The organism is Candidatus Aquicultor sp. (assembly GCF_054640775.1).
This window is the reverse complement of record NZ_JBTSLF010000035.1, coordinates 1-9,325: the sequence shown is the minus strand read 5'-3', so window position 1 is coordinate 9,325 and position 9,325 is coordinate 1. Positions and strand designations below refer to the sequence as shown.

The following is a 9,325-nucleotide window of genomic DNA, read 5'->3' as shown; positions in this document are numbered from 1 at the left end:
GGGCGCTATCGCCTGTGAGCATCTTGATAGAGTTGCCTAGCTCTGTTAAACGCTGCACTAAGGCGGCAGAGTCTTTGCGGGGTGGGTCTTCCAGAGGCAAGATGCCGGCCAGAGTAAGCGTATCGTCTTCCTTGCCGCCTCCAGGTTTTCCTTCTTCACCGGCCGGTCGAATCGCAACAGCGATAATCCGCAAACCCTGTTTTGCAAATGCCTCTATATTTTTATTGACTTCGCTTGTATCAAGGCCCGTTACCTGTTGCAAGATAATTTGAGGCGCACCCTTTATCACGCGAAGTAAGGTACCACCTTCACGAATTACGGCCTCAGTGCGCTTGGTGGCCGGATCAAAAGGCGTAAAACTAACGCGAGCGCTCATGTCAACGGTAATCCCTCTATCTTTGCAACCGGTCAGTACAGCGAGATCGATGGGGTCCTGCGTTGCGGGGTCGGATGCATAAGCCGCAAGCTGCAAAACCATCTCTGGTGTAAATCGCCCGTAGCCCTTAGGGTCAACAACGCTTAGTTTATTCCGGGTAATGGTGCCCGTTTTATCAAGGCAGGCGACATCAAGGGCGGCGGCCTCCTCGATTGCGTTTAAACGGGTAACGAGGATGCCTTTATGCGCCAGCTGCAGGGCACCGATGGCGGTTGCAACTGTAAAGGTGGCCGGCAGAGCCGCCGGCACCGAAGCGATAAGCAGAATCAATGCAAAGGGCAAAGCGTCGCCTAGCGGAACACGTGCAAGCAGTGTGTAGCCCAAGAGCAAGGCGACCAGAGCCGCGTCGAAAATGATAAGGTAGCGAACTATGCCCATAATTATCATCTGAAGGTGGGAAACAGGCTGCGCCTCCTGCACCAACTGGGCTGTTTTGCCCGAGAATGTGCGACTACCCGTAGCTGTTACTATTCCACTCACCTCACCGCGAACAACAACCGACCCTGAATAGGCTTTAGCGCCTTTTCCCGCTTCAGCAGGAAGGGACTCCCCCGTTATACTTGACTGGTCGAGCATAACCTGCCCCTCACCTACGGAAAGGTCCGCGGGAACGATATCGCCAAGACGGATATGTACAAGGTCACCGGGCACAAGTTCTCTGGCAGGCAAAACGCTCCATTTTCCATCCCGGTTTACCCTGGCATTTACGGCAAGGCGTTGCTTAAGCAACTCAAGAACATTGCTTGCTCTGTTTTCCTGGTAAAAACTAACCGCCACATTAAAAATCAGTAAAAATGCAATAATGATGGTATCCAGGGTTCTACCTAAAAGCCAGGTCAGGATAATAGCCGCTTCCAGCATCCAGGGCACGGGGGTCCAAAGCTTACCGAGAAAGACTATAGTCGGATTTTTACGCTCTTCAATGACCTCGTTGGGACCATACCGGGCCAGACGCCGCCTGGCCTCCTCACTGCTTAAGCCTTGTGTGGTTATATTGGGCCTCTCTGAAGATGTTGGCCCCTGATCAATGGAGAAGCCAAAACTGTTTGGGCTTGCCGACATAAACATATCTCCCCGAACTATTTAAGAATATGTTCTCCATTTTTTAGCTTTTCTATTTCTTAGCGTACAAACGGTGACACCAAGCGATCTGGCAACAGACACCTGTCAAGCCCTCTACCTGTTATTTCTGCGCAGAATAATCAAGAAACCACCGAAAGAATCCTTGGAGGGTTCAAGCTCGCAGATTGCCTCTCTTTCCTTTTTCGTGGTATCAAAAAAGAAGAAAAGTGAATTAGACGGCTCTTTGTTCTTCTTCGGCAAAGCGATGCCGATATGTTAAAACCTCGACGTTTTCGATGGTAACAAGCCCTTCTGCAACCATCTCATCAAGAATGGGCAAAAAGGCATTTATCCGCTCTTCTTTATCGACTATTTCTATAACAACCGGAAGGTCTTCGGAAAGACGAAGGATTCTTAAAGTATGAATTCTACTGTGTGCACCATAGCCCTCAACGCCTCTGAGTACCGTTGCACCGGCTAATCCTTCTTCGTGGGCACGCTGCACTATGGCGGTATACAATGGCTTGCGATACCACTGATCGGACTCGTCTATAAAGATTCTAACGAGCTTGCCCGGGCCAGTTATTTTCATAAAAGACCCCTCCCTGCCTTTTTATCCCCCATTAAAAGCCCTTATAAACTCTGCAAAACAAATAGCCACTACTAAGAACCGACTATCTTCATCGTTATGTTTATTCTCGGTTAAAACTTGATATTAATAGGTAGTTATACTTGTTGACAGGCGAGCAAGCTTTCTCTTATGATTTAGTTGTAAGGAATAATGGTAAGAAAATAATTGCATTCGCGATGGGGCTCGCGCAAATCGCCAAAAACGGCTAATAGCTCCTACGAGGAATCGTAGGGGCTTTTTTGTATCTAAAATGAGGTGGTTTGCATGTTAAATAACTATACCGAAACAAAATCAGAGTTACTTACAACCCTTTCTGATCTCAAAGCAACCCTTAGCCAAAATGGGTCTTCCAGCAACCTTAACAATCTTGAATATGCGACGCAAAAACTTCAAGATAACAAATTCAACCTGGTAGTCATGGGTGAATTCAAGCGAGGTAAAACTTCTTTTATTAACTCATTACTTGGCGAAGCCGTGCTACCAATGGCCGTTGTGCCCCTCACATCGATCATCACCGAACTGATCTACGAAGAAACCCCAGCGGCTAAGGTTATTTTTAAAGACGGCCAGATAAAAGATATAACGCTTTCTGAGCTTGATGATTACGTAACCGAGCGAAAGAACCCGAGCAACGTGCGAAATGTTAAAAAGGTTATCGTTCAATATCCTTCTAAATATTTGCAAGAAGGCATGATTTTAGTCGACACCCCCGGTGTAGGTTCAATTTACGAACACAATACCGAGGTCTCTTATGATTACCTGCCGGAAGCCGATGCGGTCATATTCTTGGTTTCCTCTGACCCACCGATTAGCAAAACCGAAATCGCATATCTTTCAGATATCAAACAGTATATAGAGAAGATCTTCTTTATCCAGAACAAAATTGATTATTTATCCGAAGCCGAGCGAGAAGAGTCCTTGGCATTTAGCAGAAAAGTGTTAGAACAAGCACTTGGCGACAATATCACTTTAATTCCGCTTTCTGCCCGCCTTGCCTTACAAGGACGGATAGATAACAACGAGGATGCCCTTAAGCAGAGTAATCTGCCTGAGTTTGAGCAAGACCTCTCGGAGTTTTTACTCAAGGAAAAGGGCCAGCTCATGCTAAATGTTGCCGTTAACCGCGGCTTACAAGCAACGGATAATGCCCTTCGCCACACCGAGCTTGAGCTTAAAACCCTTGAAGACCCCATTGAACTCGTCGAAAAGCAGCTGGGGGACTTCAAGAAATATGTTGAGCAAATCGAGCGAAAACGCCTCGATGCACATTACCTCATGAAGGGGCAGGTCAGTGAGCTTCTTAAACAATACGACGAGGAAGTAGAGACTTTAAAGAAAGAGCAGCTACCGGAAGCAATCAATGAGCTTGATGCTGAATTTCAAAAGGTTAAAGCCGGGTCGAAAAAAGAAATCGCCGATAAGCTAGACGAGGCCGTCAGAAGCATTATTCTTTCAACCTTTACACGCTGGCGAAGCGAACAAGAGAAAAAGATGTCGAGCGGTTTTCAGATGGTCGCCGAGCGCCTCATTGATGAGACGAACAAAATCGCTCAAGAGATTGCAAGCACGGCATCAGAAATATTCGGGCTCTCCCTTTCGCAAATCGTCGATACCGTTATGCTCATTGATAGCAAGCGCTTCTATTACCTGCTTGAAGAAGAGACAACCAGCATCGATCTTCTCGTCATGCCGGTAAGAGGCATCCTTCCTAAAGTGTTTGCCGCAAAGATGATCTATGGGGACGCAAAGCAAAAACTGACCGACCTTTTCGGTATGCACTGCGGCCGAGTCCGGGGCGATCTTTATGAGAGACTAGATGAAAGCCTGCTTTCATTAAAGAGCATGTTAGATAGCCGAATATCCGAGATGGTAGGCAGCATCGAATCGGCGGTTGTAAGAGGACTTAAGTACCGTCAAAAAAATGAGAGCGAAATCCAAAAAAGAAAGCTTGAGCTTGGGGCTTACGAGAAAAAGGTTTCCGAAATTGACCTGGATTTAAAGGCGCTTTCAGCTAAAATAGATAGCGAAAGAGGCATACATGCGCCAGCAAAATAAAAAAATCTTGGGCTTTTCAAGGAACGTTTTCTTCGTCGGGCTAACCAGTTTTTTTACGGATATTTCCACGGAGATGGTATATCCGCTAATTCCGATATTTCTCACCACGGTATTAGGTGCCCCGGTTGCAATCGTTGGCTTAGTTGAGGGTATTGCCGAGTCTACAGCGAGTTTACTTAAAGTTATTTCCGGTTGGCTATCTGACCGAACTGGAAGACGCAAAAGGTTAACCGTTGTTGGCTACGGCCTTGCAGCAATTGCAAAACCGATACTTGCCCTTTCTTTTGTCTGGTGGCAGGTGTTAATTGCCCGGTTTGTTGATCGCTTCGGAAAAGGCATCAGAACCTCACCGAGGGATGCTTTGATAGCAGATTCTACCAGCAGCGAGGAGTACGGCAAGGCATTTGGTTTTCATAGAGGGATGGACACGCTAGGCGCCGCTTTTGGGCCCCTGATCGCCTTTGCCACTCTTCCCTTGTTACATAATAACTTCAGGCTTTACTTTAGCTTTGCCATCATCCCGGCCGTTATTGGCGTTATCGTTCTTGCTCTTTTTGTTAAAGAAAAAGTACACGCTGCAAAAGTTGAAAATTTAAGGCTAAGTCTTAAGCCTTTTAATAGGCAATTTAAGCTGTTTCTACTCATCGTTTTAATCTTTACCGTCGGCAACTCAAGCGACGCTTTTCTCATTCTAAGAGCAAACAATGTGGGTGTCGCGGTTGGCTTAATTCCCCTTGTCTATTTCGTTTTTAATACGGTTTACGCGCTTGCTTCCACGCCTATCGGCGCCCTCTCAGATAGAATTGGTAGAAAATCCGTAATCGTCGCCGGATATTTAATATTTTCCCTCGTTTACCTTGGTTTTGCACTGGTAAATAGTCCATTTACCGTCTGGCTTCTATTTGCAGCTTACGGCCTGTATTACGCTTTTACCGAGGGTATCTTTAAAGCCTATACCGCCGATATTGTCCCGGAGAATTTGCGAGGCACGGCTTACGGCTTTCTTAGTCTGGTGCTAGGAATCGCGCTGCTTCCTGCAAGCCTCATAGCAGGATTTTTATGGGACAAGATCAGCCCAAGCGCACCGTTTTTCTTTGGCAGCGCCGTCTCGGTTCTTGCGCTCGTGCTTTTCATGGCCTTGATTCCAAATGATAATCGAGATAACGCCGGCCCATAGAAGATTGCAAATCGCTCAAAAGTGTACCTTGAAATAAGCTATCCAAACAGGCACTGGGGTTAAGTAATGCGAGCACTTAATAGGTCAGTGCGCAGTATAAACGGTCTTTGGCAACTTGATTTTAAGCACAGTTGGTTGTCATGATTAGCGTAAAAGAATGTCACACATTTGACAATTTATTTGAACCTTGAAACTTTTTACCACTTCCTGTATTACATAACCCCAAATAGAGGTATAAAAAAACTAGGTGATGGAGTTCACCTTTAACCGCTCAAAAGCTAATGACTCCTACCGATAACTTAACAAAAGGAGAGATAGCATGAAAGCGGATATTATCCCTTTAGCTGCAGGCTTAATCATTTTGGCTGCTAGCCTAATCTCCTTAAGGATCGGTTTGTCGGTAGCAATAATCGAGATCCTTTTAGGAGCCGTTGCCGGAAATTTAGGCTTTCAAACAGAGCCTTGGATGCTATATTTAGCGAGTTTTGGCGGTATAGTCTTAACATATCTTGCCGGAACCGAGATCGACACTGAGCTGATGAAAGAAAAGCTCGGTGCCAGTTTGCTTATTGGCATCTCATCTTTTGTATTGCCATTTATTGGCGTCACCTTATATGCTTATTTAGTAGCTGGCTGGACGTTACAGGCAGCTTTAATTGGCGGCACCGCCCTTTCGACAACATCGCTTGCCGTTGTTTATTCGGTTCTTGTCGAGACCGGTCTCTCCCAAACCGAGATCGGCAAATTGCTTATGTCCGCAACCTTTATAACTGATATGGGCACCGCCCTTGTACTGAGCATTTTATTTATTAAGCCAACGCTTTACACAGCCGTCTTTATTGCAGTCTCTATCGCTGTGATTTTTCTTGCCACTAAGTTTTCCCATCTCGTTTTTGATAACCCAAAGTATAAAAACAAAGTGGTGGAACCCGAGATCAAATATATCTTCCTGCTTTTGTTAGTCTTTATGTATTTCGCAAACCTTGGGGACGGCCACGCTGTTCTTCCGGCATTTTTGCTGGGGCTTTTAATGTCAAAGCACTTTACCGAAACATCCGAGACAAAAGCTGTTAGAAACAGACTCAGAACTGTCGCTTACGCTTTTATTACCCCAGTCTTTTTCATCGTTGGCGGCCTTAGAATATCTCTTCCGCTAATCGCAACTGCGCTAGGGCTTTTCGTTATCCTTTTTGTTATTAAAATACTCACCAAATTCCTCGGTGTTTATTTCCTTGCAAAAAGATATATTCCAGATGGGAGCGTTTATACTACCCTGCTTATGAGCACCGGCTTAACTTTTGGAACCATTGCAAGTGTCTTTGGCCTGACCTCTGGAATTATAAACCAGGTCCAGTACTCGGTCTTAATTGGAGTAGTTATCGCAAGCGCTGTTATCCCGACCTTCATTGCGCAAAAATGGTTCCTGCCGGTTCATTCGGAGGATATAGTTGATTTAAACGGAGAACCGAAGAAGCTATCCGCGTAACACTATTTTGAGGTACACAAAGCCTGCTCCACAAAGATAATGAAGCAGGCCAGAGCGATAGTCTTAAAGATTACCAAGCTTAATACTAAGCAGCTTCCCTTCTTGGCTCTTCTTTTTCTGTGTAGCTTCCAAGTAAGGCGATGTTGGGATAGAAGCTTGCATACTTTAGTCTCTTTTCAATTCTCATAAGCTGGTTATATTTTGATACCCTTTCAGAGCGAGCAGGAGCGCCTGTCTTCATTTGCCCGGCGTTAGTCGCCACCGCTAGGTCGGCAATAAACGTATCCTCGGTTTCTCCTGACCTGTGAGAAATAACGGTCTTGTAGCCATAAAGTCGTGCAAGTTCAATGGTCTCAAGAGTTTCTGAAACGGTCCCGATCTGATTTGGCTTTATTAAGATAGCGTTGGCAATACCTTGCCTGATGCCTTCTTTAAATATCTTTGGGTTAGTGACAAAGATGTCATCGCCGACAATCTGAATTCTTTTGCCCAGTCTTTCGGTCATAACTTTCCAACCATCCCAATCACCTTCCGCTAATCCATCCTCAATTGAGATAACCGGATAGGTGGTAACGAGATACTCATAATAATCAATCATTTGCTCGCTGGTTTTTCTCTCACCGTCGAACTGGTAAACGTCATCCTTATAAAACTCGCTTGCCGCCGGATCAAGAGCAATTGCTATGTCTTTTCCAGCCTTATAGCCAGCCGCTTCTATGGCCTGAACAATAACTTTGATAGCATCCTCACTTGTACCCAAGCGCGGAGCAAAACCGCCTTCGTCTCCAACCGAGATAATCTGGCCCGCCTCTTTTAATACTTTCTTAAGGTTCTGATAAACTTCTGCGCAAAACCTAATGCCCTCAGTAACGTTCCTGGCTCCAACCGGCACAATCATAAACTCTTGCAATGAAATACCGCTATCGGCGTGAACGCCGCCGTTCAAGACGTTCATCATCGGGACTGGCATAGTTATGCCCTGAGAGCCGCCAAGATGATGGTAAAGTGGGACACCCAATTCATTGGCGGCGGCTCTGGAAACCGCCATTGAAGTGCCAAGAATCGCATTTGCCCCTAATTTACTCTTGTTCTCCGTGCCGTCTAGCTCAAGCAGAATATGGTCTACTTCTAATTGGTTAAGAACACTCTTGTCGATCAGTGCTGGTTTAATGATATTTTCTACGTTTTCAACAGCTTCTGTTACACCTTTGCCACCAAACCGTTCCGGGTTTTTATCTCTTAGCTCAAGTGCCTCTCTTGTTCCCGTCGAAGCCCCGGATGGAACAGCAGCTTTACCTGTAATTCCTGATTCAAGGGTTATCTCCACTTCAACAGTTGGATTGCCCCTTGAATCTAATACTTCCATCGCTTTAATATCTTCTATCACATATTTGGCCATAAGATTTCTCCTTTATTAGTTAATAGTTTAGGGTTACTTTTTAGCCTCAACATTGTAAATATACCCTTTACAGAGATAACTTCGGCAAACGCGAAGTTTATCGTGAGGATTAAGCGGAAAGTAGGTGTGGTCTTAATCATCAAACCATGTGCTATCAGGTAATTCAACAACCGGCAGTAACAATATGCTGCCAGCAAAAAGTGTGCAATCGTGAGATTAAGGTTCGAATCCTTATTAATTATCACAGCGTCGTCTCAACTGCTCTGCTTTCCGCTTCGCACCTCAACAGCGGTCTCGCCGGCAAGCTCCTTCAGCTCGGCTATAAGACCGCCATGTGGGAATACCTTAAAATCGGATGAGAACTCTAAGATGACCGGTTTGCCTCCGTTTTGCACTTTTAGATATACGGAGATAGGGCCGGGATGGGATGTAAGAATATCCTTGAGGCGGTTAATGAATGTAGCGGTCATCGTGGCCTTTGAAACAGTAAGCACCAGGATGGAATTTTCAACCGCCTTAAAGCCGTTGGATTTTCCGTTACCGCTGCCACTGCCATTCCCGTTTACCCTGGCCTTGCGCCTGCCGTTTCCGGCGCCTTTATCTTCGGTGTCGAATTCCTTTATCTCCATCGCCAGGGCTTTTACCTCGTCTTCTTTTACATCGAGGCGGCCCTTGATGACGACCATCTTATCGACTTCGATCAAGGTCTTGTATTTTTCAGCAGTGCCGGGGAAAACCACGACCTCGACCGATCCATCCAGGTCCTCAAGCTCGATAAAGAGCATAAGGTCGCCCTTCTTGGTGTTTATCTTCTTGATTCTGGTGATGATGCCGCCGATCCAGCCGATGGTACCGTCTTTTTGCTCTTTCAGCTCAACGGTCGAGAACTCCGTCTGGTTTGCCAGCGCGTCGGCCAAGCCCAAGAGCGGGTGGTCGGATACGTAAAGACCCAGCATCTCCTTTTCATACGCGAGAAGTTCGTGCTTTTCAAACTCGGGTACTATTTCATCGATCGGGTCCTTAACGTCCTCGCTTGCGCCCCCGCCGCCATCCCCCATATCGAAGATGGTAAACTGTCC

The 9,325-nt window shown here is 46.0% G+C and carries 7 protein-coding genes and 2 riboswitches; of the genes, 3 read left to right on the top strand and 4 right to left on the bottom strand.

Translation table 11 applies throughout. From position 1 onward, the window contains the following. The coding region (locus ACYC56_RS04720) for an HAD-IC family P-type ATPase (RefSeq protein ID WP_461373031.1) at positions 1 to 1,498 on the bottom strand (1,498 nt) is incomplete at its 3' end. A gap of 232 nt (positions 1,499 to 1,730) precedes the next feature. Next, positions 1,731 to 2,090, bottom strand: coding sequence for a DUF190 domain-containing protein (locus tag ACYC56_RS04715; protein ID WP_461373030.1), 360 nt, complete (start codon positions 2,088 to 2,090; stop codon positions 1,731 to 1,733). A gap of 202 nt (positions 2,091 to 2,292) precedes the next feature. Further along, positions 2,293 to 2,354, top strand: a riboswitch (Fluoride riboswitch). Between the two features lie 39 nt (positions 2,355 to 2,393). On the opposite strand from ACYC56_RS04715, the gene ACYC56_RS04710 reads away from it, so the two are divergent. The 3 genes from ACYC56_RS04710 (at position 2,394) to ACYC56_RS04700 (ending at position 6,847) form a co-directional block, all read left to right on the top strand. Further along, positions 2,394 to 4,184 (top strand): dynamin family protein, encoded by a 1,791-nt coding sequence (locus ACYC56_RS04710; RefSeq protein WP_461373029.1) that lies wholly within the window; start codon positions 2,394 to 2,396, stop codon positions 4,182 to 4,184. Then, positions 4,168 to 5,361, top strand: coding sequence for an MFS transporter (locus ACYC56_RS04705; RefSeq protein ID WP_461373028.1), 1,194 nt, complete (start codon positions 4,168 to 4,170; stop codon positions 5,359 to 5,361). Before ACYC56_RS04710 ends, ACYC56_RS04705 begins: the two co-directional genes overlap by 17 nt. 237 nt (positions 5,362 to 5,598) lie before the next feature. Beyond that, positions 5,599 to 5,659: riboswitch (Fluoride riboswitch) on the top strand. Between the two features lie 21 nt (positions 5,660 to 5,680). After that, complete coding sequence (locus ACYC56_RS04700) at positions 5,681 to 6,847, top strand: cation:proton antiporter (protein WP_461373027.1); 1,167 nt, start codon at positions 5,681 to 5,683, stop codon at positions 6,845 to 6,847. An 85-nt stretch (positions 6,848 to 6,932) separates the two neighbouring features. Here the strand turns inward: ACYC56_RS04700 and eno are convergent, their stop codons facing one another. Next, on the bottom strand, positions 6,933 to 8,246 hold the full coding sequence (gene eno, locus ACYC56_RS04695) for a phosphopyruvate hydratase (RefSeq protein WP_461373026.1): 1,314 nt from the start codon (positions 8,244 to 8,246) through the stop codon (positions 6,933 to 6,935). Between the two features lie 254 nt (positions 8,247 to 8,500). Beyond that, on the bottom strand, positions 8,501 to 9,325 hold an 825-nt coding region (locus ACYC56_RS04690), incomplete at its 5' end, for an OB-fold nucleic acid binding domain-containing protein (protein ID WP_461373025.1).

Coding starts and splice junctions, on each gene's coding strand:
- ACYC56_RS04715 (WP_461373030.1), bottom strand. CDS start 2,090: ATGAAAATAACTGGCCCGGGCAAGCTCGTTAGAATCTTTATAGACGAG.
- ACYC56_RS04710 (WP_461373029.1), top strand. CDS start 2,394: ATGTTAAATAACTATACCGAAACAAAATCAGAGTTACTTACAACCCTT.
- ACYC56_RS04705 (WP_461373028.1), top strand. CDS start 4,168: ATGCGCCAGCAAAATAAAAAAATCTTGGGCTTTTCAAGGAACGTTTTC.
- ACYC56_RS04700 (WP_461373027.1), top strand. CDS start 5,681: ATGAAAGCGGATATTATCCCTTTAGCTGCAGGCTTAATCATTTTGGCT.
- eno (WP_461373026.1), bottom strand. CDS start 8,246: ATGGCCAAATATGTGATAGAAGATATTAAAGCGATGGAAGTATTAGAT.